This is a genomic window from Maritalea porphyrae, from assembly GCF_030159895.1.
Taxonomy (GTDB): Bacteria; Pseudomonadota; Alphaproteobacteria; order Rhizobiales; family Devosiaceae; genus Maritalea; species Maritalea porphyrae.
Window position 1 is genome coordinate 2,584,388 of the sequence record NZ_BSNI01000002.1, and the last position, 22,782, is coordinate 2,607,169.

General features: G+C 49.8%; 22 protein-coding genes and 1 other RNA gene. 5 read left to right on the plus strand and 18 right to left on the minus strand.

The window, feature by feature from the left end; translation table 11 throughout:
• Positions 1–12: 12 nt before the first annotated feature.
• The 9 genes from QQL65_RS16125 to QQL65_RS16165 form a co-directional block, all read right to left on the minus strand.
• Positions 13–1,407, minus strand: a complete 1,395-nt coding sequence (locus QQL65_RS16125; RefSeq protein ID WP_284366128.1) for a UDP-N-acetylmuramoyl-tripeptide--D-alanyl-D-alanine ligase — start codon at positions 1,405–1,407, stop codon at positions 13–15.
• A 3-nt stretch (positions 1,408–1,410) separates the two neighbouring features.
• Entirely contained in the window at positions 1,411–2,895 is a 1,485-nt protein-coding gene (locus QQL65_RS16130) for a UDP-N-acetylmuramoyl-L-alanyl-D-glutamate--2,6-diaminopimelate ligase (RefSeq protein ID WP_284366129.1), read from the minus strand.
• Positions 2,864–4,567: a peptidoglycan D,D-transpeptidase FtsI family protein gene (locus tag QQL65_RS16135; protein ID WP_284366130.1), complete on the minus strand. Its 1,704-nt coding sequence runs from the start codon at positions 4,565–4,567 to the stop codon at positions 2,864–2,866. The genes QQL65_RS16130 and QQL65_RS16135 overlap by 32 nt, the downstream gene beginning before the upstream one ends.
• A complete protein-coding gene (gene ftsL / locus QQL65_RS16140) occupies positions 4,560–4,937 on the minus strand; it encodes a cell division protein FtsL (protein WP_284366131.1) in 378 nt (125 codons plus the stop codon). Before ftsL ends, QQL65_RS16135 begins: the two co-directional genes overlap by 8 nt.
• Positions 4,937–5,917: a 16S rRNA (cytosine(1402)-N(4))-methyltransferase RsmH gene (gene rsmH, locus QQL65_RS16145; RefSeq protein ID WP_284366132.1), complete on the minus strand. Its 981-nt coding sequence runs from the start codon at positions 5,915–5,917 to the stop codon at positions 4,937–4,939. The genes ftsL and rsmH overlap by 1 nt, the downstream gene beginning before the upstream one ends.
• Before the next feature lie 164 nt (positions 5,918–6,081).
• Positions 6,082–6,457: RNase P RNA component class A (gene rnpB, locus QQL65_RS16150), an RNA gene on the minus strand.
• 32 nt (positions 6,458–6,489) lie between these two features.
• Positions 6,490–7,209 (minus strand): molecular chaperone DjiA, encoded by a 720-nt coding sequence (locus tag QQL65_RS16155; RefSeq protein WP_284366134.1) that lies wholly within the window; start codon positions 7,207–7,209, stop codon positions 6,490–6,492.
• Between the two features lie 99 nt (positions 7,210–7,308).
• A complete protein-coding gene (metF, locus tag QQL65_RS16160; RefSeq protein ID WP_284366136.1) occupies positions 7,309–8,220 on the minus strand; it encodes a methylenetetrahydrofolate reductase [NAD(P)H] in 912 nt (303 codons plus the stop codon).
• A 19-nt stretch (positions 8,221–8,239) separates the two neighbouring features.
• The gene (locus tag QQL65_RS16165; RefSeq protein ID WP_284366138.1) at positions 8,240–9,190 is read right to left on the minus strand and encodes a metalloregulator ArsR/SmtB family transcription factor; all 951 of its coding nucleotides are present in this window, start codon (positions 9,188–9,190) and stop codon (positions 8,240–8,242) included.
• 161 nt (positions 9,191–9,351) lie between these two features.
• Between QQL65_RS16165 and QQL65_RS16170 the strand changes: the two genes are divergently transcribed.
• Entirely contained in the window at positions 9,352–9,660 is a 309-nt protein-coding gene (locus QQL65_RS16170; RefSeq protein WP_284366140.1) for an ArsR/SmtB family transcription factor, read from the plus strand.
• 31 nt (positions 9,661–9,691) lie between these two features.
• On the opposite strand, the gene QQL65_RS16175 is transcribed toward QQL65_RS16170, so the two are convergent.
• Together QQL65_RS16175 and QQL65_RS16180 are read right to left on the minus strand one after the other, a co-directional pair.
• Positions 9,692–10,825, minus strand: a complete 1,134-nt coding sequence (locus QQL65_RS16175; RefSeq protein WP_284366142.1) for a DUF2336 domain-containing protein — start codon at positions 10,823–10,825, stop codon at positions 9,692–9,694.
• Between the two features lie 206 nt (positions 10,826–11,031).
• The gene (locus QQL65_RS16180) at positions 11,032–12,465 is read right to left on the minus strand and encodes a catalase (RefSeq protein WP_284366144.1); all 1,434 of its coding nucleotides are present in this window, start codon (positions 12,463–12,465) and stop codon (positions 11,032–11,034) included.
• A gap of 96 nt (positions 12,466–12,561) precedes the next feature.
• Here QQL65_RS16180 and QQL65_RS16185 point away from each other — a divergent pair, with 96 nt between their 5' ends.
• Complete coding sequence (locus QQL65_RS16185) at positions 12,562–13,506, plus strand: hydrogen peroxide-inducible genes activator (RefSeq protein WP_284366146.1); 945 nt, start codon at positions 12,562–12,564, stop codon at positions 13,504–13,506.
• Here the strand turns inward: QQL65_RS16185 and QQL65_RS16190 are convergent.
• The 3 genes from QQL65_RS16190 to QQL65_RS16200 all read right to left on the minus strand — a co-directional run bounded on the left by QQL65_RS16190 (position 13,463) and on the right by QQL65_RS16200 (position 15,887).
• Entirely contained in the window at positions 13,463–14,053 is a 591-nt protein-coding gene (locus QQL65_RS16190) for an MOSC domain-containing protein (protein ID WP_284366148.1), read from the minus strand. The genes QQL65_RS16185 and QQL65_RS16190 overlap by 44 nt on opposite strands.
• A complete protein-coding gene (gene rarD, locus QQL65_RS16195) occupies positions 14,050–14,982 on the minus strand; it encodes an EamA family transporter RarD (RefSeq protein WP_284366149.1) in 933 nt (310 codons plus the stop codon). The genes QQL65_RS16190 and rarD overlap by 4 nt, the downstream gene beginning before the upstream one ends.
• A 101-nt stretch (positions 14,983–15,083) precedes the next feature.
• Positions 15,084–15,887, minus strand: coding sequence for an alpha/beta fold hydrolase (locus QQL65_RS16200; protein WP_284366151.1), 804 nt, complete (start codon positions 15,885–15,887; stop codon positions 15,084–15,086).
• A gap of 176 nt (positions 15,888–16,063) precedes the next feature.
• Here QQL65_RS16200 and QQL65_RS16205 point away from each other — a divergent pair, with 176 nt between their 5' ends.
• On the plus strand, positions 16,064–16,513 hold the full coding sequence (locus tag QQL65_RS16205; RefSeq protein WP_284366153.1) for a host attachment protein: 450 nt from the start codon (positions 16,064–16,066) through the stop codon (positions 16,511–16,513).
• A 24-nt stretch (positions 16,514–16,537) separates the two neighbouring features.
• On the opposite strand, the gene ettA is transcribed toward QQL65_RS16205, so the two are convergent.
• Positions 16,538–18,193 carry an energy-dependent translational throttle protein EttA gene (gene ettA, locus QQL65_RS16210; RefSeq protein ID WP_284366155.1) on the minus strand — a complete coding sequence of 552 codons (1,656 nt, stop codon included), beginning with the start codon at positions 18,191–18,193 and terminating at the stop codon, positions 16,538–16,540.
• A gap of 90 nt (positions 18,194–18,283) precedes the next feature.
• Positions 18,284–18,739: an Lrp/AsnC family transcriptional regulator gene (locus QQL65_RS16215; protein ID WP_348529151.1), complete on the minus strand. Its 456-nt coding sequence runs from the start codon at positions 18,737–18,739 to the stop codon at positions 18,284–18,286.
• Between the two features lie 130 nt (positions 18,740–18,869).
• Between QQL65_RS16215 and ald the strand changes: the two genes are divergently transcribed.
• Both ald and QQL65_RS16225 read left to right on the plus strand, forming a co-directional pair.
• Positions 18,870–19,985, plus strand: a complete 1,116-nt coding sequence (ald, locus tag QQL65_RS16220; protein ID WP_284366157.1) for an alanine dehydrogenase — start codon at positions 18,870–18,872, stop codon at positions 19,983–19,985.
• Positions 19,986–20,298: 313 nt separating this feature from the next.
• The gene (locus QQL65_RS16225) at positions 20,299–21,174 is read left to right on the plus strand and encodes a LysR family transcriptional regulator (protein WP_284366159.1); all 876 of its coding nucleotides are present in this window, start codon (positions 20,299–20,301) and stop codon (positions 21,172–21,174) included.
• Between the two features lie 106 nt (positions 21,175–21,280).
• Here QQL65_RS16225 and QQL65_RS16230 read toward each other — a convergent pair whose 3' ends face one another.
• Complete coding sequence (locus QQL65_RS16230; protein WP_284366160.1) at positions 21,281–21,973, minus strand: nitroreductase family protein; 693 nt, start codon at positions 21,971–21,973, stop codon at positions 21,281–21,283.
• 95 nt (positions 21,974–22,068) lie between these two features.
• Positions 22,069–22,719, minus strand: a complete 651-nt coding sequence (locus QQL65_RS16235) for a GntR family transcriptional regulator (protein ID WP_284366161.1) — start codon at positions 22,717–22,719, stop codon at positions 22,069–22,071.
• Positions 22,720–22,782 lie beyond the last annotated feature (63 nt).

A 22,782-nucleotide genomic window follows, 5' to 3' on the forward strand; every position in this document is an offset into this window, starting at 1 on the left:
TCTTGCTCAAACTCAAGAATAGCGCCCACGCAGCTGATCAACAACAGGGCTAAGTTTGGTGCCTTTTGATCCTTTGACCATAACAAGGTCACCTGGCGCAAGCTCTTCGGTCAACAAATCAGCAACATGCTCCGCGCTTGCGTGGTGAATTGTGTCCAGTTTACCTTCGAGTCTTTGCGCAAGATTGTCCATAAGCGGCCCAACCAAGATGACTTTGGAGAAACCTGCAGACAACACCGCGTCTTCGAGTTCTTCGTGCAGCTGAGGCGAACTATCTCCCAGTTCCAGCATGTCACCCAAAACCCCAATTTTCCGGTGCTCCCGGCTCAAGCCTTGAACGATACCAAGTGCAGCTCGCATTGATACTGGATTTGCATTGAAGCTCTCGTCCAGAAGCATAGCGTCACCTTCCGCCAAATTCAGTTTAATGATTTGCCCACGACCAGGCGGCGCAATGAATTCCAGCATCGCATCAGCCAAGACACGCACATCCAGACCCAGCGCATCGCCAACGGAAATTGCAGCAGCGGCATTTGACATCGCATGCGCACCGAATTGAGGCACGCGGATTTGAAGAGTTAACTCTCCGATTCTTAAATCACCACGCATTCCAGTTGCTACGCGCTCGACATTGTGCAGCGATATGTCTGCTTCAGCATCAAAACCAAAAGTCGCAATGCTGGTTATTTCGAGTTCTGAAGCGCGATCTATTAAGGCGTCCAAACAGTCATGATCTGCACCAAGCAGCACTTTGCCGTTGGGCTCAAGCCCTTCGAATATCTCCGCTTTCGCGGCAGCAATACCCAGTACGTCATCAAAGTGCTCGAGATGCACAGCGCCAACATTGGTCACCACAGCAATGTGTGGCCTGATCAATTTCACTAGCGGGCGGATTTCATTGGCATGGTTCATCCCCACTTCAAACACACCAAATTCAGTGTCCTTGGGCATGCGTGCAAGCATAAGTGGCACCCCCCAGTGGTTATTGAAGGATCGAATGGATGCGTGGGTGCGGCCGACACACTCAAGCCCAATCCGCACAGCTTCTTTTGTAGATGTTTTGCCCACGCTGCCCGTAATCGCAACAATCTTGGCATCAGTACGGGCACGTGCTGCCACAGCCAGACGTTCTAGAGCACGAAGCGGGTCATCAACAACAATTAGCGGCAAGTCAGTCGACGCGGTTTGTGCCCATTCTTTTGCAACCAGCGCGGCACCTGCGCCTTTTTCAATTGCCTGGGCGACAAAGTCATGGCCGTCAAATTGTTCGCCTTTAATGGCAACAAATAGTTCGCTGGGCACGATATCACGTGTATCGATCGATATGCCAACAATTTCATCAGCACACATAGAAGAGGCCACCCCATTGGTGGCCGCCACAATCTCATTCAGTTGCCATAAGGACATGGGTTAGGTACCAACCGCCTTCAGCACCACTTCATGATCAGAGAAATGGTGCTTCGTTTCACCAATAATCTGGTAGTCCTCATGGCCTTTCCCCGCGATTAGCAAAACATCACCAGGTCCCAGTAACGAAATGCCGTGTTGAATCGCCTCGCCGCGACCAGCAATTTGCACAAGATTAGAGTTTTCCGCCAAGACGTCTGCACGAATTGCAGCAGGGTCTTCAGTCCGCGGATTGTCATCAGTCAAAATGGCAATGTCTGAATTGTTGCCCGCCGCAGCGCCCATTGGGCCGCGTTTGCCTTTGTCCCGATCGCCCCCGCAACCGAAAACAGATATCAGTCTCTCTTTGGCAAATGGACGAAGTGCTTGCAAAGCGGTCTCAAGTGCATCCGGTGTATGCGCGTAATCGACGAAAATTGCAGCCCCATTATGTTCAGCGACCAATTCCAAGCGCCCCTTTGCACCTTCAAGTTTAGAAAGGCTTTCAAGGGCATCATCTTTATCAATGCCTGTTGAAACAGCCATTGCAAAAGCAACCAAGGCATTGGTGACCTGAAATTTACCAGCCAATGGCAAATAAAACTCAGCATCTTCGCCAACCAAACGGCCTGTCACGCGCTGTCCGTAACCTTCAGGTTCAATATTTGTGACTTCGAAATAGGCACCATTTTCACCCACAGTGATCACAGTTGCCTCACGCTCAAGACCAGCAAACATAAATGGCGTCGCTTCTTCGTCATCCATATTGATCACGCAGGTGCCGCCTGGTGCCATCAAGTCTTTGAACAGTCGAAGTTTAGCGTCGTGATAGGCTTCCATCGTTTCATGATAATCAAGGTGATCACGTGAGAGGTTTGTAAAACCGACAACACTGAACTCCATCCCATCCAAACGGCGTTGATCCAGACCATGGCTAGACGCTTCCATCGCAACGTGGTCGATGTTCGCGCTTTTGAGTTGCTGCAACGTCTGATGCAAACTCATGGCGCCCGGTGTCGTCAATTCGCCACCAGTTGTGTGACCATCAACGGTAACACCAAGCGTGCCAACGCTGGCACCGCGCACATTGTTCAACTCCCAGATTTGCCGAATAAACGAAACGACAGATGTTTTGCCATTGGTGCCTGTTACCGCAACTGCAACTTCTGGTTGCGGCTCACATACTCGACGTGCAGCGCGGGCAAAGCACGCGCGTACATCATTCACAAGATACACAGGCACGCCCGCATCAAAGTCCAATCCCCGATCTGTAATGATCGCGGCAGCACCTAGCCGTATGACATCCCGCACAAATTCGTTTCCGTGTGCCTTGGCACCGGGTAAAGCAAAAAATGCAAACCCGCTCGATACCTTTTGCGAATGCGAAGTGATACCTGCAACGTCCATGTCGCGGATCTCTTGAGCGTCGCTCGCGCCTTCCAAAAGCATTTTGAGGGAAAAGCCCATATTGTGCCCCTTATCGTAATTCAACTGGTACCAGTTGTGCATCGAGTTCTGGATCAAGATTAGGCACAATTCCTAGCATTGGTGCAACCCTTTCAATGATCCGGCCCGTCACAGCACCGGCGTTCCAAGCAGCAGTATGACCACTGCGTTCATCTTCTTTTTTCGGCTCATCCACCAAGATGACCATCGCATATTGAGGTGCATCCATCGGAAATGCCGAGGCAAAAACATTTAGTAGTTTGTCATCAGAATACTTGCCATCTACCACCTTCTCGGCGGTTCCGGTTTTGCCACCAACACGATAGCCATCCGGCGCAGCTTTGCGGCCAGACCCCTCAATCGCATTAAGACGCAGCAAATAGCGAATTTGATCGCTAGTGCGTTCATTTATAACCTTTTTGCTGTTCGCAAGCGCGGCAATTCTGTCGCGTGGCAGCAATGTCGGCGCAATCAAATCACCACCATTTACAAGTGCTGCATATGCAGTAAGAAGTTGCAGTGGCGTAATTGAAAGCCCATGCCCAAAAGAGGCGGTGGCGGCCCCGACCTCAGAGAACTTATCTTTGATTTGGCTTTGTGTCTTTTCAGGCAATTCGATGACCGGTGAGCCATCCATTCCAACGTTGGTTAGAAACGCACGAAAACGCTCTTTGCCCATCGCCTGCATCATTTTGATGGTGCCGATGTTTGATGAGTATTTGATCACTTCCGGCAAACTAAGAACACGTTTTTTGGCATGAAAATCGCCAATTCTAAAGCGGCCAAATTGCACCGGTTTCGTTGCATCAAACTCATCAGTTATTTGCACCAAACCGGAATCGAGCGCAGCAGCGGCGGTAATTGGCTTCAAAGTCGAACCAAGTTCAAATTTGCCTGCCGTAATACGATTGATCCGCCCCTCTTCCAGCGCGCCTGCAGGCATGTTTGGATCAAAATCAGGCAGCGAAACCAACGCAACAATTTCGCCGGTCTGCACATTCATCATAACACCAGCAGCAGCAATTGCTTGGTACCGGGTCAGCGCATCTTCAAGCTCGCGGTGCATTGCGTGCTGAACACGCAAATCAATAGATAATTCAACAGGTTGTAGCGACCTGTCACGGGCAAACCCCAAATCTTGCAGCAATGCAACCTCACGTTGATCCAAGTGGCGCTCCAACCCTGCAATTCCGACATTGTCGACGTTCACCGCACCAAGGATGTGCGCAGCAACATTTCCGCCTGGATAGAAGCGCCGAGATTCTGAAACAAAATCGATGCCAGGAATGCCCAAGCGTAATATGCGCTCTTTTTGCTGTGGCGTAAGTTCGCGTTTGAGCCAAACAAAACCCTCATCGCCATCCAGGCGCTCGCGAAGCCATTTGCGATCCATGGTGGGAAATTCAGCAGAAAGTGCTTCAACCGCCTCATCAACGTCGATGATCCGACGAGGTTCTGCGAACAATGATGGCACTTGAATATCAATCGCCAATGGACTGCCATTTCGATCCAGCAGCGCAGGACGAGTCGCCGTCAGCGCCGGACGCGCCTGCCCAAGCGTCACGTCATCGACTTGAACGGTCGCCAGCATCACAAGGCGAATGGCAACAACCGCAAAAACGACCATAGCAATTGCGATCGTTAGCCGAATACGGCTTTTGGTCATATGTCCACGCGACTTACGCGCGCCATCAATGGCAATGCTTGGCGTGTTTTCGTGCATCACATCACTCATTTGCCGACAACCCATCTAAATTACTTGGATCAACACCGGCGCCAAGTGACATCAAAAGCGCGTCCAAACCATCAACATCTGGCTCTTTTGGCCGCATCGGCACATCATCTAATGAACCATATTGTTCCACAACCAACGGCGCGATATTCAATGCCTCAGCATGTCGCTCTACAATCGCTTGCAATCGTGCAGGCTGATTTAGGAAGGCCCATTCGGCATCTAACGCACTAAGTATCTGCTTTTGCCCAGCAATTTCTTGCTGCAATTCAATGACATTGGATTGCACAACTTCGGTTCGGTACTTTTGTCCGTACACCATGATCAGCGCTAAGAAGCTTGTGCATAATAGGAAAAAATTGAACGCGCGCATCAGGAAACAAACTCCCGTCTTGCGTAACCAGGCACACCCAGTCCTTCAATACTCAACTCGCGCGCAGGTTCAGCATTTCGAGTAGCAAAGCGCAAGGTTGCAGAACGAGCGCGTGGATTGCGCTCCAATTCTTCTTTGCCTGCGCGAATTGGTTTTGAGACATCGTCCCATGGCAACGCAGCTTTTTGTTGCATTGGCGCGTGGCGCGAACCTTTTACTTGCGGTTTAAAGAAACGTTTCACGATCCGGTCTTCAACCGAATGAAAGCTAACCACTGCTAAAACGCCACCTTCGGTCAACAGTTTTTCGGCAGCATACAAACCACGCACAAGTTGCCCATATTCCGCATTTACGGCAATGCGCAGCGCCTGAAAGCTCTTTGTTGCAGGGTGAGATGCCCCGGCCTTGCGACCAAGTTTTGCCTCAATCAAATCGGCCAATTCTGCAGTTGTCTCAAATGGTTTTTCCGCGCGCCGAGCGACAATAGCGCTGGCAACTTGCCGTGCACGGCGTTCTTCGCCTAGTTCAAATAGAATGTCGGAAATTTCACGTTCTTCACGCTCATTCACCAGATCGGCCGCGCTTTCACCTGCTTGCTCCATGCGCATATCGAGCGGTCCATCGCGCATAAATGAAAAGCCACGTTCGCCTTCATCTAGCTGCATTGAACTGACGCCAATATCGAGTACAACAACATCGATTGGCGCAAACGCATTATTTGAAGCAAGTTTTTCGAGATCGGAAAAGCGGCCCCTTACGAAATTAAAGGTTTCACCAAACTCTTTCGAGATTTCTTCGACAAAGGCTTGCACATTCGGATCTCGATCTATGCCAGTGACCTTCGCTCCTGCGCGCAAAAATGCCCGCGTATAACCACCCGCACCAAACGTGCCGTCGACCACGTGACGCCCATCAAGGGGCGACACAGCTTGAACGACTTCGTCCAAAAGCACTGAAATGTGGGGGGATTCTTGCGTCAAACAATTCTACGCAGCGTGCCAAAACACAACTAGCTGTACTCCCTATGCGCCCAATACTCAGGCGGTGCTACTCAAAGAAACTGATCTTTAACGCAGAACAATTCCAAGCCGCATTTTCTATGATGAGGCTTAATTTTGTGTTGCTTTTGAAGTCGGTAAGGAAAAAAGCCAGTTGGTCTATAAGCCGGATTTTGTAGGGCATAGCAGAGCTATACGCGGCAACCATTCATCTAGGGCGTCTGTTGCCAAACGCCTCGTGCAACCTACCCGGATAACTAGCCTGGAAAATGGCCGGTCTTGCGACCACGTTATCCCTATTTGGTTTTGCTCCCGGTGGGGTTTACCTTGCCAACGCCATTGCTGGCCTTGCGGTGCGCTCTTACCGCACCCTTTCACCCTTACCACGCCAAAGCGCGGCGGTTTGCTTTCTGTGGCACTTTCCCTAGGGTCGCCCCCGCCGAGCGTTACTCGGCACCGTCATTCCGTGGAGTCCGGACTTTCCTCTCCAGCTTGCGCTGCAGCGGCTGCCCGACCAACTGGCAGATGTGGCATATGCGGTGGCGCGTAAAAGGTCAAGCGAGTGAGTTATCTTGATGCTGTTTGCGACCATCCAAAATCGCATCATATGCTGAATTGATGGCAGCCATTTTTTTCGAGGTCACCTGCACCAAATCACTTGGCACGCCTTTGGCTATCAAGCGATCCGGATGATGTTCGCTGACCAGCTTGCGATAGGCAATCTTGAGCTCTTTTTCAGAAACATTTCTATCAACGCCCAGAACAAAATAAGGATCTGTGTCTGCCATCACCACATGACGCGCCGCCAAGCGGGCAAACTCTTCATCTGTGAGACCAAATATCTCACCTACAACCTGCAAGTACTCAAGTTCGTCCTCATGTACGAGTCCATCGGCCTCAGCGATATGAAACAAACCATCTAACACGTGCTCAAGCGCGTCACGATCTTCATGGAACAGCCGCTCAATTCGTTTGGCGTAGGATTCAAAGCCAGCAACATCCTGCTGCGCTAAATCAAAAATCCGCTCGACTTGTTCTTCAGCCCCAACCGGAATTTGAACATTCTGACGAAAGGCCCGAATTTCATCGGCAGTCACAACACCATCGGCAGCAGCCATTTTTGCAGATAGCGCCACCAGTGACAGCGTAAACGCTGCGTCTTTGCCGCCAAGCAACCAATTTTCCGGATCAAAAAGTTGCGCAAGCGAACCCGCGATGCCCGTTCCTTGCGAAAATGAGCCTATTTTTTCCGAAATGATTTGCCAAACCGACATGTGCACCGCCCTCACCAATCCAGCAATTCGGGCTGGATTGGCTTAAGATATAGAACAAAAGTGTGCGCTTTCTAGGGTGAAAGTGAAAACCGCGTCACTTTATGCGGGCCGCCGACCAAGCAATCGCGCCAAAGCAAATACCAAAGACGAGCGGTTCATTGTGTAGAAATGGAATTCCGTGACACCGCGATCTACTAGTTCAGTCACCTGTTCCGCTGCAACCGCTGCAGCAACCAGAGCATGGGTTTCAGGATCATCTTCAAGTCCTTCAAAGCGATCCGCCAACCACGCCGGAATTGATGTGCCACAACGTTTCGCAAAATTCGCAACTTGGGTAAAGTTGTGAATTGGCTGGATGCCTGCAACAATCGGCGCATGTATGCCCGCATTGCGCGCACGATCGACGAACCGCAAGTAATCGCTATTATCAAAGAACATTTGCGTAATGGCGCGACTTGCACCTGCGTCGATTTTGCGTTTCAGGTTCTCGATGTCGCCATGCCAATCAGGACTTTGCGGATGCATTTCTGGGTAGCACGCTACTGATATGTCAAAATCGCCGATTTCCTGAATGCCTGCAACCAACTCCGCGGCATTTTTGTAACCTTGCGGATGGGGTTGAAATGGCATCCCGACACCTTCCGGTGGATCACCGCGAAGGGCAACAATGCGTGATATTTCAGCCTCTTGATAGCCGCGAATAACATCGCCAACTTCTTCTTTCGAAGCACCAACGCATGTCAAATGCGCTGCTGCATTCACACCAGTATCTTTTTCAATACGCGACACAATCTTGGTTGTTCTGTCGCGCGTTGTGCCGCCGGCACCGTAGGTAACTGAAACAAAGCGCGGACTCATCGGCGCCAATTTGTCCATGGCCACCCAGAAGCGTTCTTCCATTTTATCGTTTTTCGGAGGGAAGAATTCAAAAGACAATTGTAGCTTTTCTAGCTCATAGTCTGATTGACGCGACAAGCGCTCTGGTTGGCTCGATATAGGTGTATCACTCATGGTTCTGTTCCGGTCCGTTTCAGGATTGGTCTGTTAAGTGCCAAATGCAAACGGTCAGACCGCCACTTGGCTTGTTGTGAGGAATTTCTTTAGCATTCGAGACTTTCAGTCCCGCCGCGTTGGCCCACGCGTCCATTTGTTCATGAGAAAGGCCAAGGCGCTTGTGAGCTTGTTCTTCTCGCAAAAACTCTAGCTTGTGCGGCATAAAGTCGACCACGACGATCCGACCGCCAGGTTTCAAAGTTTGTCGAGCGCTCTGAAGTGCCTGTCCCGGATCTACAAAATGGTGCAACACTTGGTGCAACATGGTTACATCGGCACTCGATTGATATTCGTCCAACTGACCAATATCCCCCAGCCGAACGAAAACATGCTTCTGGCCACTGCGCTCAAACTTTGAACGCGCAACCGAGATCATTTCTCGGCTAGAATCAATCCCAACACCTTTTTTGAAATGCCCATCTAACAATTCAAGCATTCGGCCTGTACCAGTGCCAAGATCGATAAACAGATCAACATCGATGCCCGCCATCATATCAACAATGGCCTGCTCCACCGCAGACTCGGGCGCATGCAAAGACCGCACGCGATCCCAATCTTTAGCAACTTTAGAGAAATAAGAGGCTGCACGCATCTGATGATCACGTTGCACAGCCTCTAATCGTGCAACGTCAGCCTGCATAACCGGATCGCTTTCGTCCAATTGTTCCAACAGATGCTGCACCAATGTTGCAGCACTTGATTCATCGGACAGACGAAAGAAAGCCCATGCGCCTTCTGCGTGGCGAGTGACCAACCCTGATTCGGTCAAAAGACGTAAGTGTCGGGACACGCGGGGCTGACTTTGGTCAAGAATTTCGGTAAGATCTTTTACCGAAAGTTCTCCTGCTGACAGCAGCGAAAGCAGCCGTAGCCGGGTGATTTCACCCGCGGCGCGCAATATGTCTACAAACTCTCTTAATTCAGCCACGCTAGCCTCAAATCACACAATGGAGGATATAAAGCTATCTTTATATCCAAAATACAGAATTTAGCAACGAAATAGGTTAAAGCACTTACACCGTTCGAACAGACGACCTGGTTTTCCAAAACCGCAATTAAATCAAGAACTAAACAAGAGTCGTAAAAAAGATGACAAAAAAAGGTCACGCCACGGTGGAGGAAAGGGAGGCAAACAAGCTTGAGCTTTGCGCCATCCTTAATGCACTTTCTGATCCTGTAAGGATTTCGATTGTCGAGCAACTTTCATCACACGGAGAGCTATCGGTAGGCACGCTTAGTGAGCCTTACGCGATTACAGCTCCAGCAATCTCTCGACATTTGCGGGTTCTAGAAGCCGCTGGATTGATTGAAAGACGCATAGATCGCCAATGGCGCATCTGTTCCTTGAACAAAGATGCGCTTGGACGAGTTTCAGATTGGCTGGGTGAAAACGGCTAGATCTCGGCAAGACCTAGCCCTGATTGTTTTCCTAAGCGACGTTGACCGTTTGTTGTCGCTCAGGATTGCCCTTTTTTGCGAACGAATGGGAACGCCATAGTTCGAATATGTCGTGCGCATCTTTTTGCGACAGACTGTCGTACTTCTTAACTGCAACGCCTGCTTCCTCGGCGTCGACCTTGTCCCGCCAAGGCAAAGATGAAAACACCCGTTGAAACAATTCTGGCTTGAAGTTCATCGCCCGAATAGCAACGATCATCGCCCCGGTATCCTGAGTGGCCAGCCACTTCACCAAGACTTCCGGCTTAATGCGTAACAAGATTGCAAGCGAACTTGCCACATGGTGGCCGTATCCAAACCGACAGAACCGCTCGATTGATGACAGATTAAACTGTCGACGATCTGCAAGCGCTTTGACTTGCCCCCAAGCGACTTTCCATTCGGTGGCGCTAAAGCCAGCCTCGTTTTTCGCGCGGTTCAACACAACAGCTTTTGCATCCGCGAGTTTTTCTTCATCAACTGGCACATTTGCAGCCGCAAGGCTCTTGAGGGCACGCTTGCCCGCTTCGGACAACCGCGCATGAATTTGTTGCCAATCCACATCTTTACGGTTGCCGAGGCTAGCAGCAATATTCTTATCGCCAGCAGCGCGAGCCAAAAGACCCGTACCGGTATTCTGTCCAATTACCGCATCTTTGTTGCTCACCAGACGTAGTACTGTGCGGCTGTCAGCGCGCTTCACGAGTTCAGAACCTACGCGGTCAGTGACCGGGCTTCGACCCGCAATCGCAAAACGATGGTCGTTTGATTGTTCTTGCACAATCTCAATCAAATCATCATCTGACAAAACAGAAGAAAACTCCAATAAAGGAGCCGCCACTTCAATCTCATCATTTGCAAGCTTAATCACCACATGACCAGGCGCTCGGCTTAGTGGCGCCAAAAGCTCAGCCACATCCGCTCGCGCTTCTGCTTCCACCAACTCAGCGAGTTGACATAGCACTTCGTCATACTTTGCGATTTGTTCGTCATCACAGCGATCTACCACATGGCGGAACAGTTTCGCCATGTTGCGCATAAGTTCGGCGCATTCCGCGCTATCGGGATCGTTATTCAAGGCATTGAAACTCGAGAACGCCGACCCTTTACCAGTAACACTATCCACAGCTTCACCTCCACAGTCCGAGCTATTAACCGCCGAGTATGCCGAACAAGTGTGCGAGCCAGTTGAAACTTTTAGAGTCGAATTAAATCAAAACTGCCTCAATGGCGACCGACAATCTCAACGATTTGCTAACCAAGAGGTAGCCACAAAAAAAGCCCTTGGAGCACTAATGCCCCAAGAGCCATTTTCAACAAATCGAACAACACCTATAGCGCTGCACGCACCCCTGCCCCATATTCAGGGTGTACTTGATCAAACAGTGCCAATTGACGCTCAGCGATATCTGCCGGCACGCCCTGCATTGCGGCCGCGATGTTGCTAAACAGGCGTTGTCTCTCTCCTTCATCGAACAACTCAAACAATGCCCGAGGCTGTGAAAAGTCATCGTTACCGTTGCGGTGATTGTGTCGATCTGCCGTACCTTCTACCGGCAAAGGCGGCTCAGCCACATTCGGGTCTTCCTGCGCACCGCCAAAACTATTCGGCTCATAATAGGCGTCAACATTTCCGGTTTTCGCACCCATGAAGTTCATTTGCCCGTCCTTGTGATAGTGATGAACTGGACATTTCGGCTGATTTACCGGCAGAGCCTCATAATGTGTCCCCAAGCGATAACGGTGAGCGTCCGCATAGGAGAACACACGTGCTTGCAGCATTTTGTCTGGCGAATAACCAATACCGGGAACCACATTAGAAGGTGAGAATGCGGCTTGCTCAATTTCACCGAAATAGTTCTCAGCGTTCCGGTTTAGCTCCATAACCCCAACGTCAATCAATGGGAAGTCGCCGTGAGGCCATACCTTCGTCAGATCGAATGGATTGTAGGGCGTTTGTTTAGCCTGCTCTTCCGTCATCACCTGAATGCAAACGCGCCATTTTGGGTATTCACCCCTATCAATAGTGCCAAAAAGCTCTTCTTGATAAGTTTCTCGACTTTCACCGATCACCTGCACGGCCTCGTCATTCGTGAAATGCTTGTGACCCTGCATAGTTTTGAAGTGGAACTTAACCCAAACGCGCTCACCATCTCTGTTCCACATCGAATATGTGTGTGAACCGTAGCCATTCATAAACATTGGTGCTGTGGGCAAACCACGGTCTGACATCAATATCGTAACCTGATGAAGGCTCTCAGGTGATAAAGACCAAAAATCCCACATCGCCGTCGGAGACCGAAGATTTGTTTTTGGATGACGCTTCTGTGTGTGAATAAAGTCTGGGAACTTCAACGGGTCCCGAACAAAGAAGACCGGAGTATTGTTGCCAACTAGATCCCAATTGCCTTCCTCGGTGTAGAATTTGAGCGCAAAACCACGCACGTCACGTTCCGCGTCGGCAGCACCCAGCTCGCCAGCCACGGTTGAAAAACGCGCAAGCATTTCTGTCTGCTTACCCTTTTGAAGAGCGGCCGCACGGGTGTATTTTGAAATATCTTCAGTAACCGTGAGCGTGCCATATGCACCCCAGCCCTTTGCGTGCACCACACGCTCAGGAATACGCTCTCGGTTTTGATGCGCCAGCTTTTCAATCAACTGATAGTCCTGCATTAATACCGGTCCACGCTCCCCGGCAGTCTGCGAGTTTTGATTGTCTGAAATCGGCGCCCCAGCGCTTGTCGTCATTCTTGGTGGTTTGGTCATGATGTGGTCCCTTCCTTATTTTTGAGGAAAGGGTACCCACACAATCCCAAACAGTCCAATTGATTAAACTTTCATTTTCCATTAGAAAAACTAATCATGGCTATCACATTGAAACAAATGCGTTACGCGCTCGCGCTCAAACATCACCAACATTTTGGCAAAGCGGCGGAAGCATCGTTCGTAACTCAGCCCGCACTTTCCCAGCAAATGACATTACTCGAAGAGCATTTGGGTTGGTCGATTTTTGAGCGCATGGGAAAAAGCGTGATCCCCACGCCCCGCGGCAGAGCTTTTCTCGCCGAGATTGACAAAATTGTACAAGCTACGGCTGACGTCGAAGAACAGTTTGCGCAAAAAGACCGACAAACCAACGTCCAAATCTCGATGGCATTGATTCCAACTATTGCCCCTTATCTTTTGCCCAACCTCCTACCAGAGCTCAACAAGCAACTAAGCTCGGTTTCATTTGCTGTGGGCGAGCGCACTACGGACGAGCTTGTGGATTCAATTCGAAGCGGAAAATGCGATGTCGGCATTTTGGCGACCGATACCAACGACGAACGCCTTGTTTCGACGCCCCTTTTCGCTGACCCATTTGTTCTTGCGGTCGGCGCACATGATGAAATCTGGGGCCCGGTGGATTTGTCGAAAATTGAACGAGAGAAACTATTGCTTCTGTCAGAAGGGCATTGCTTACGCGATCAAACAATGGATGCGTGCCACATTGGAAGCGAGTTGAAACAAAAAACTTTTGCTGCGACGTCGCTTTCTACAATTGTTGAATTGGTTGCCAACAATATGGGTATGACGCTACTTCCAGCGATCAGCTTACGGCGGGAGACCGTCTCAGGGCGTGTCAGAACCATAAGCCTTGAAAGCCCCGGCGCGGGACGCACAGTATATATGGTGTGGCGGCGCTCATCGCCTTTGCATGATTTATTCGAACGAGTGAGCGACATTGCCAAACAGGTTGGCAAAGGATTGTTGATTGAAGATGCTAGTGCCCATCAACCACATACAATTCCTGTGGCCAAATCCTAACCTTAATCTCATCTCCAACATTTATCTTACCGGGGCGCTCTACCCAACCAACAAGACCACGCGTCTCCTTGGCGGCTTGAACAAATCCAAACTCAATGTCGTCACGACCATCATGCACGTCTTGCAGGCTTTTGCCTGAAATCTTGCAAGGTGCATTGTACCCATCAATGCGCACCACTGCCCCCGACGGAAAAAAGAACTGAGTTCGCGGTGGGATCCGCGAAAGATGGGGTATGCCTTTGGTAACAAAGTTGGCCCCAATCCGACCTGCATCTAGTCCAGAAATGTCGAGCGCGTCTGCAATTCCCGCGAGTTCTTCTTCGGACAAAATCGAAACATGACGCTCGTTGCGCATTTGAGTGCCTCGCTTATACCACGGCTCTCGTCCACCCGATTTACGCGTCGCTCCGTAATGGTAGTCGCCGATTATGCCTTCAAAGTCTAACTCAATGCTGTCGACTGGGCGTGAAACGAAGTCGTTTCCGTCCGCCAAGAAAAGTTGTGTCAATTCACCGACTAATTTCTGCGCACCAATTGAATTGCTCATGCCATTTTCTCTTTTCGTGCTTTCGCAGCTTTTCTGTTTTTTGCGTTCGAAGACAGGGAATCATATGTGAAAACCGCCAACGAAACCCAAATCAAAACAAAGCTAATTAGTCTAGTTTGACTTAGCGGCTCGCCAAGCATCCAGACAGCTAAAACGAATTGAATTGATGGCGCGATATATTGAAATATGCCGATGGTTGTGAGCCTTAAGCGGCGTGCGCCAATTGAGAATAAGATCAAAGGCACCGCTGTAATTGGCCCGCACAGCATCAGCAATAACCAATAGTTGATACTCGCATCAGACGCGAGCAACGGGTTGAGTGGCCCTGCCCACACCAAAAAGGCCAGTGCGAATGGCACCAATAAGGTCGTTTCAATCAACAATCCAGGTGCCGCGCCAACACCAACCGTTTTCCTGAAATAGCCGTAGAAAGCGAAGCTAAATGCCAGGGCCAACGAAACCCATGGCAACCCGCCCAAACCAAACGCTTGGATTGCAACAGCCACCAATGCAATGCCAATTGCTGTCGCCTGAAGTTTGTTCTGACGCTCGCCCAGCAAGACCATCCCAAGTAAGACGTTCACCAAAGGATTAATGAAGTAGCCAAAACTAACCGCGAGAACCATGTTGTTGTCGATCGCCCAAACAAACAATGTCCAATTGACAGTGATTGTTAGCGTCGAAAGCACAAGCCATCCCATCGACTTTTTGGATTTGAAAACCGGTACAATTTCGTTCCAGCGCCCGAGTACCAACAAAAACAGTGCAACAAACAAGGCAGACCAAACAACGCGGTGCGCAATGATGGTATAGACATTTATATCGCCAACGAGTTTGAAATAGAGTGGAAAAACACCCCACAAAATATAGGCTGAAATAGCACTTATTCCGCCAAGCCTTGCTTCGCGTGCGTTATCATCTTCACTCATGTCGAACTCGTCAAATTGGTTGGACCATGACCATAACAGCAATTGGCATTCGCGACCAACAAAAGCTGGTCATGTATGGCATCACCAAAATCGATTGATTTCTAGTATGAGCCAAGAAACTGCGACAGAAACGGGTTGAACAAATCTGGCCGTTCAAAGTTTGGCAAATGCGCTGTGCCTTCAATCATGATGGAAACAGCATTTGGCAATTCGTCTTCTAAAACCTGATGAATCTCAAGAATATCTGGCGAGTCAAAACTTCCACAAATCAATAAGGCAGGCTGAGTAACAGATGAAAGCTTATCGTGGGCCGGTGGAGGAACAATCTCCTTTTCCAGCTCAGGCGCCCTAAGCGCGATCATGTTCATATCATAGAACAGCTGGCGTATTTCCCCACCGACGCGACCACTTTGTTGAAGGGGCCCATCCAGCCAATGATGCGCCTGAACGGAATTGAGCATATCTGGGTCTCCCATTTCGCGTGCAACATCGGCTGCTTGCAAAACTGGCGACATTTCTTCAGGGAGTTCAAAGTCTGGCGCACCAGTTAGCGCACTACCCACAAGAACCATCCCAGCAACACGATCGGGATAGGCGAGCGCATAATCAATCGCAAGCGCGCCGCCCATAGAGCAGCCAACAAGCACGGCGGCACGAATACCAAAGTGATCAAGAACGATACTTAGGTCATCCAGCTCGCTAAATTCGACATTCTCAGATTGTGTTTTGCCGAAGCCACGGCGATCGTAGGCGATGGCGTGAATGTTTTCATCCAATGCTTCAAATTGGCTCAACCACATACGGTGATCGCACACCCCTGCATGAAGAAACACCACAGGCAAACCATTACCTTGCTCGATACCGTGCAGTGAACCACCGTCTACTGGAATGTCAAAAGCCGCCATTTTGCGCTCCCTCGCTAATTCCAAACCAAGATACGCGAGTCGCCGCTAATTGCATTCAAATAATCAGGGCACAACGCTCAAAAGCTAGATGCCAACCGCCGTACAGGCAAGCTGACGCACATCAAGTCGTTGGACAGAACACCATGTTAGCCTGCACTTCTGAAAGGAGACAGCTCATGAAACCTCAAAATAGGCGCATACTCGTTGCAAGCGGCACAAAAGCGCGTTTCTTCGATCACAAAGGTACAGGCAAGGCCCTCGCAGAAATCGAATCTAAAGTGCTTGAGAGGGAACACTTGCGCGCGCAAGATATTCAAAGTGACGCCCCAGGTCGAACGTTTGCTTCTCAGGGTGATGGACGCAGCGCCATGGCCCCAAGAACAGAGCCAACAGAAAAGGCACAAGCTGATTTTGCTGCGAGCATATGCGCACAATTGCAGAAAGACGAAAAAAACGACGAATATCAGCGTTTGGTGATTGTCGCCTCCCCCTCTCTAATGGGAGATTTGCGAAAAGCGATGCCCGACGCAGTCGCAAAAAAGGTGGAGCATGAGATCAGTAAAGACCTAACTCACATTCCACCTTCAGAAATTGGCAAACATTTGGACGAAGTAATTTTCGTCTAGTTGCCTTGTGCCACAAAAAAACGCTTATCGAGTGAGTGGTTTGTAGGTCACACGTTTTGGGTTAACCGCATCGGGCCCAAGACGTCGGATTTTGTCCGCTTCGTATTCCGCAAAGTTACCTTCAAACCACTCAACATGGCTGTCGCCTTCAAAGGCGAGCATGTGTGTAGCAAGTCGATCAAGGAACATCCGATCGTGAGAGATCACCACGGCGCAGCCCGCAAACTCTTCGAGCGCTTCCTCAAGTGCAGAAAGTGTTTCCGTATCCAAATCGTTTGTCGGCTCATCGAGTAGCAACACGTTTGCACCAGACTTTAACATTTTTGCGAGGTGCACGCGGTTGCGCTGACCGCCGGAAAGCGAGCCAACTTTTTGCTGTTGATCGCCGCCTTTAAAGTTAAACGCAGATGTATAGGCGCGACTGTTCATTTCGCGCTTGCCCAACGTAATGATGTCATTGCCTTCTGAGATTTCTTCCCAAACGGTTTTGTTGGCATCAAGCGCGTCACGGCTTTGGTCAACGTAGCCAAGCTTAACAGTGTCGCCAATCTTTATCGTGCCGCTATCAGGTTGTTCCTGCCCGGTGAGCATTTTGAACAAGGTAGATTTACCCGCACCGTTTGGACCAATAATGCCAACAATCCCACCTGCAGGCAGCTTGAAATTCAAGTCGTCGATCAACAACCGATCGCCAAAGCCCTTATTCAGACCTTCAACATCAATTACTTGATCTCCAAGACGCTCACCCGGCGGGATAATAATCTGGGCAGAATTTGATTGGGTACGTGCTTCGTTGATCTTCACCAACTCATCATAAGCTTTAACACGTGCTTTTGATTTAGTTTGACGCGCTTTTGGCGACGCTGCAATCCATTCTTGCTCACGTCTCAACACGCGCTCACGCGCGGCATCTTCACGACCCTCTTGAGCAAATCGTTTAGCTTTTTGCTCAAGGTAGGCAGAGTAGTTGCCTTCATATGGAATGCCGCGTCCACGGTCCAATTCCAAAATCCAGCCCGTAACGTTGTCCAAGAAATAACGATCGTGAGTAATGATCAGCACAGAGCCTGCATATTCACGCAAGTGCTTCTCCAGCCATGATGTTGTTTCGGCGTCCAAATGGTTGGTCGGTTCGTCGAGCAACAACAAGTCAGGAGCTGCCAATAGTAGCTGACACAAAGCAACGCGACGTGCTTCACCACCTGATAGGTTTTCAACTGAAGCATCGCCCGGTGGGCACCGAAGGGCTTCCATCGCCATTTCGACTTTGCTGTCGAGATCCCAAAGGTTCTCCGCGTCAATTTGATCTTGAAGCGCAGCACCCTCTTCTGCGGTTTCATCCGAGTAGTTCATCATTAGTTCGTTATAGCGATCTATGATGGCCTGCTTCTCTTTAACGCCAAGCATCACATTGCCTTTGACGTCAAGACTTGGGTCCAGCTGAGGTTCCTGTGGTAGATAGCCAACCTTTGCGCCTTCGGCCACCCACGCTTCGCCTTGGAAATCAGTATCCAGACCTGCCATGATTTTTAACAGCGTCGACTTACCAGCGCCGTTTGGACCCAATACGCCAATTTTTGCGTCGGGGTAGAAGCTAAGGTGAATATTATCCAATACCTTCTTGCCACCAGAATAGGTCTTGGACATGCCGTGCATGTGGTAGATGAATTGACGGGCCATTTGGGATCCTTCAAATGTCGGAAAGGCGTGATAAAAATTTAGCCCTTCATGTACCTAGCTGTGCGCCGCAACGCAAGCACCAGATTTTGCCTATACGGGCAATCCGCTAAGCGGTTTCACAATTCTAATGGCAAGGTTTGATTGGATTTTCGTTACATGGGGCAATCTCGAAAGCCTAGTCCGGTGCACGCGTTCAAAATCTTCAGCATCTGCGCAAACCAACCGAAGTAGATAATCCGCAGAACCCGCAACCAGTGCGCACTCCAAAATTTCGGGTGCATCACGTACGGCTCCCTCAAATTCTTTCAATGTTGCCTCGCTCTGATCGGTCAAACTTATCTCCACATAAAACGCCATACCGAAACCCAAACGATCAGGATTAAGATGCGCGTGATATCCAGAGATCAACCCACGTTCCTCCAACAGTTTAACCCGTCGATGGCAAGCAGAGGATGACAATCCCACCTGATCACCGAGCTCCTGCATCGGCGTGCGGCAATCCTTTTGCAACGCTCGCAAGATTCGCTTATCCAACTGATCAAGCACTTTTATCCCTTAATTCTGCGAATTTGTCGGATTTAATCCCATTATCGAACCAACGTACATGATATTTGCAAATTTCTCCAGCAGCGATTGCGCTAGAATTTGATCAAATAACGCGTGAGGAGGTCCAAAAATGCGTATTGGTGTTCCAAAAGAAATTAAAAACCACGAATATCGTGTCGGCCTAACGCCAGAGAGCGTGGCTGAACTTGTTGCAAATGGTCATGAGCTGTTTGTTGAAACACAAGCGGGCGCTGGTATTGGCGCTGCAGATGACATTTACGAAACAGCGGGCGCCAAAATTCTGGCAACTGCCTCAGAAGTCTTCGAGACGGCTGAGATGATCGTAAAGGTGAAAGAGCCACAAGCTGTTGAACGTGCCATGCTCAAGCCTGGTCAGATCCTATACACTTATCTTCACCTTGCTCCCGATCCAGAACAAACAAAAGACTTGGTAGATAGTGGCGCTGTTTGCATCGCATACGAAACAGTGACTGATGACCAAGGCGGATTGCCCTTGCTCAAGCCAATGAGCCAAGTCGCAGGACGCATGTCCGTACAAGCCGGCGCAACCGCGCTTGAAAAAGCACATGGTGGCCGTGGCGTACTTATGGGCGGCGTGCCAGGTGTTGCACCAGCCAAAGTTGTCGTCGTTGGCGGTGGTGTTGTTGGTTTCAACGCGGCGCAGATGGCGGTAGGTATGCACGCTGATGTGACGATCCTTGATCGTAATCCAGCTACGCTTGAAAAACTTTCAAACCACTTCGAAGCCAGCGCCAAGGTTGTGTACTCCACAAAGGCAGCACTTGCGGATTTGGTCGCGGAAGCTGATCTGGTCGTGGGTGCCGTATTGGTTCCTGGTGCAGCAGCGCCGAAACTGGTCACACGCGACATGTTGAAAACCATGCAACCAGGCGCAGTTCTGGTTGATGTTGCGATCGACCAAGGTGGATGTTTTGAAACATCAAAAGCAACCACTCATGCGGACCCAACATACGTCGTTGACGAAGTCGTGCACTATTGCGTGGCAAACATGCCAGGCGCCGTCGCACGCACCTCAACATACGCATTGAACAATGCAACACTGCATCATGCCGTAAAGATCGCCAACAAAGGCTGGAAACAGGCGTTAAAAGACGACGCACACCTGAAAAACGGCCTGAACGTTTGTGAAGGCAAAATCACATGTGAGCCAGTTGCAAACGACCTTGGCTACGAATATGTGGCAGCCGACAGCTTCTTGAATTAGGCTGCAGCGCAAATTTATTTGCGAATAATGGCGCGTTGGTGATCCAGCGCGCCATTTTTGTAGTATACTAAAGAAATAGATAACTAAAATTAATTGACCAGACAGTTAAATAAACTATTGGATTCTACTTACTTAAAGTGTTACAGACCGTCTTCAGTTTAACGACAAACGAACGCTTTTCGCGCAACCAATTATAATTATTTAAGAAAATCTTCAGCGCGAAGAGAATCGGTCAAACTACCTAATTGACGATCGTTCATAATTTTGTTGATAATACTGTTAGATGCGGAGAATTGTTTGAAGGGGTAAGAAAATGGACATGCTCAATGCAATGCAAACTTTCGTCGCAGTTGCTGAAAACAGCGGCATTACAGCCGCCGCAGATAAGCTAGGGTGCTCGAAAGCAATTGTGTCACGAACACTCAGCTTGCTGGAAGAACGTTTAGACGTCCGCCTCCTCAATCGAACGACACGTAAAGTTTCACTAACAGAAGCTGGGACCGAGTATCTCGAGCATTGCCGCGCAATGTTGGAGCAAAACGCCGAGATTGAAAGCCGCTTTGCCGAAAAAGGCTTGGAACCGCAGGGGCATTTGCGCATCAGCTCACCCATGACTTTTGGCACACAGCACATTACCCCTGTGCTGCCTGAATTCATCGACAAATATCCCAAAGTTCAAGTCGATATTCAAATGACTGATCGCTTTGTCGACATCGTCGAACAGGGAATGGACCTGGCCATTCGCATTGGCGCGACCGGCTCAGATTCACTCATTGTGCGCAAGTTCGCTGAAACACAACATCAGGTCGCAGCATCACCGGAGCTCATCGAAAAGATGGGCGGCATGCCAAAAACAGTTGAAGACTTAAAGTCTTGGCCAACTGTCGCCTATAGCCTGCGCACCGCGGCGCCGTCTTGGCAATCATCACGGGTAAATCCTGAGCTCGAGCGCGCACGATCCAACAATGGCGAAGCAATCCTTCGGCTCGCTGAGGCCGGCGTCGGACTAGCGTATATTCCGACATTTATCATGGAAGACTCGATCAAGGCGGGCAAACTGAAGGTGTTACTGCCGGGCATCGCGCAAGAGTCTACGCCGCTCTATATCCTTTACCCACATCGTCGGCGGCTAGCGCTCAAAACACGCGTTTTCATCGACTTCATGGTGCAAAAGTTTTCGAACATGTAGCTTGTCTGGTCACTTCTCCCCCAAGACCACAGGCATCATGCAAAAAAGGTCAGCTGTCCAGAGCTGACCTTTTTCGCGTCAATCCCAACAATTCATTGAATGCGCTCTATTCAAAAAACGTCGAGATTTCAGGGAGAGGTTTTTTGATTTGTGCATGCTTGGGAATTTTTGCCCCTTCGGCAGGATAACCAACTACCAAAAGAATATATGGCTTGTCCGTCGCAGGGCGACCGCATATCTCTGTCAAAAAGCTCATTGGATTTGGCGTATGCGTCAGCGTCAACAGTCCTGCTTCGTGCAATGCAAGCAATAGGAAACCGGTGGCAATGGAAACAGATTCCGGGACGTAATAATTCTTGTATTTACGTCCATCAGCGCCAATCGAGCGCCTTTGCCCAAATATACTGATCAACCAGGGCGCGGTTTCCAGAAACGGCTTTTCGGCATCGGTACCAATTGGTTTAAGCGCCTTAAGCCACTCTTCTCCTGCCCGCCCCTCATAAAACGTTCGCTCTTCCTCTTCAGCAGCAGCGCGGATCTTTGACTTCATCTCTGGGTTTGAAATCGCGCTAAAGTGCCAAGGCTGATGGTTTGCTCCATTTGGCGCAGTCCCTGCGGCCAAAATGCATTTCTCAATTATATCGCGTGGCACAGCACGATCTGAAAAGTCACGAACAGTGTGCCGCTTTTTCACGCGTTGATAAAATGCATCAGCAGCAGCACGCATCTCATCAACCGACTTCTCTACAAAATCGGGGAGCGGAACCGCTTCAAACTCCTCACCAAATTGATCTTTCATAATTCGCCTATTGTCTGATTAGATTGTCAGACAATATAACTTTTCAATAAAGAGTCAACTGGCGCATGAATGCCCGCACGCGAACTACTGTGCTGCTAGTCAGATTGGAAGTAGTCGTCGTCCAAATCTTGAACCAAATCGCTCGCCTTCAAGATATGCCGGACCATAGCAGCTTCAGCCGCGGCCGCGTCCCCAGCGACAAACGCCCGTACAATCTCTTGGTGGTCATCATTGGTAGTGAAAACGGCATTTTGGCCAACAAGCACACGAAACTGCAGCCAGAAGATGGATGTTTCAAAGCGCTTAATCGCTTGCAGCAAATAATCGTTATCAGCTGCATCAGCAATCATGCTGTGAAATTCAGTATTGAGCTTGGAAAACAAACTCAAATCGGATTTCGCAACGGCAGCATCTAAACGTTCCTGCAGCTCTATGAACTGTTGGGCTTTTTCATGTGCTGCTGGAGTTGCAAGGCGTGCCGCCAACCCTTCTAACGTTGCTCGCACACGATAGACGTCAATCGCTTGTTTTCTTGTAAGCTTGCAAACAGAGACACCGCGATGTCGCTCAAATGCCAACAAACCAGAAGAAATCAAACGTTGAAAAGCTTCCCGCACGGTACTGCGACTGTACCCCAGCCCTTGTGTGTAGTCTGCCTCAACCAGTCTAGTCCCAGGCACTAATCGGCCGTTCCGAACCGCCTCGGTGATAATATTTACGACTGCCTCTACGTTTGATCCTGCCATTGTGCCCTGCCCCTCCGGTCCAACAAGAACCTTCGTCGTTGTATGCAAAAATCCGCATTAGAC